The organism is Mesorhizobium sp. WSM4850 (assembly GCF_055811735.1).
Genome location: NZ_JBVVPV010000130.1, coordinates 1 through 1,383 on the forward strand (window position 1 = coordinate 1; position 1,383 = coordinate 1,383).

General features: G+C 61.5%; 1 protein-coding gene. It reads left to right on the plus strand.

Translation table 11 applies throughout. The features are described from left to right. The first annotated feature begins 59 nt into the window (after window positions 1–59). Window positions 60–1,214 (plus strand): IS4 family transposase, encoded by a 1,155-nt coding sequence (locus AC0L2Z_RS35230; RefSeq protein WP_473630621.1) that lies wholly within the window; start codon window positions 60–62, stop codon window positions 1,212–1,214. Window positions 1,215–1,383 lie beyond the last annotated feature (169 nt).

Here is a 1,383-nt window from a genome sequence, read left to right on the forward strand (position 1 = left end):
CCCATAGGCGCTAACCTTAGGGGTAGACTGGTGGAATCGAGATGTGATTCCTAGGCCAGATGCAAAGGAATGATTCCATTGAAAGCGACTGGCAGGCTCTGATCTCGAGACTGTCACAATGTATTGATCTTGACACGACGGCGCGAGCGACGGGAGCGCTGGTACGTCGTCGCAACGTTGCGGACGCAGCGACATTGCTGCGTCTGGCCTTGGCCTATGGCCCCGGCGGGATGAGCCTGCGCTCGGCGGCCGCCTGGGCCGGGATGAACGACGTTGCGAGCCTTTCCGATGTTGCTCTTTTGAAGCGCTTGCGTGGAGCGGCCGATTGGCTTGGCTGCGTCGCAGGCGCCTTGCTGGAAAACGCTTGTGTCAAAAGTACCGCGGCGACGGGGCGTCGGCTGCGCGTCGTCGATGGCAGTTCGATCTCGCACCCCGGCAGTGCCGGCACGGACTGGCGGCTGCACGCCACCTACGAACCTGCGCTTGCGCGGTTCACGCATCTGGAGATTAGCGACGCTCGCGGCGGTGAAGGCTTCTTTCGTGTTCCGCTTCGCCAAGGCGACATCGTTGTTGGCGATCGCGCCTACGCTCGTATCCCGTCCCTTGAAAAAGTGGTGGCGGCGGGCGGCGACTTCATCGTGCGCACGGGCTGGAACAGTGTTCGGCTGACCACGCCCGAAGGGCAACGGGTCGACTGGAACACCATCTTTGAGCCCTTGCAGCCCGGTGAAGTTTGCGAGATGAGCGTGCTCCTGGAGCATTCAGGCCGCACAAGCAAGGGCCGAGGCAAGCCGCTCTTGCCGGCGAGGCTCATCGTCAAGCGCAAGGATGAGGAGGCCACGCAAAAAGCACAGAAAGCGGCAAGGCGAGGGCATCAGCGACGTGGCAGCAAGAGGCTGCACCCGATGACCCTCATCGCAGCAGGCTTCGTCATGTTGCTGACGTCGGTCCCAGCCGATGAATTGGCGGCCGACGAGGTTCTGCAAACCTATCGGCTGCGCTGGCAAGTCGAACTCGCCTTCAAGCGGCTCAAGAGTGGAATGGGTATCCATAAGCTTCCCGCACGCGATGAGCGGCTCGCTCGAAGCTGGCTGACAGCCCATCTGATCCTGGCGCTGATGATCGACGAGGCCGTCACCGACGTTCTCGACTCTCCCCCCTGTGACGATGAAACCACCCACAGCGCAATCGCTGTCGCTTTGGAGGCTGCATAGTCTCCTGCGTCCTGCAATCCTCAACGCCATACTGATCGTGATGCGGCCGGGAAAAATCGTGGCGCGCTTTGCCGAAATCATCCGCCACGTCTGCGATCCACCGAGGCGACGAAAAAGCCAATCCGCCGCAGCAAGGATAACGCTCGTGCCCTAAGTTAGCGCCTATGGG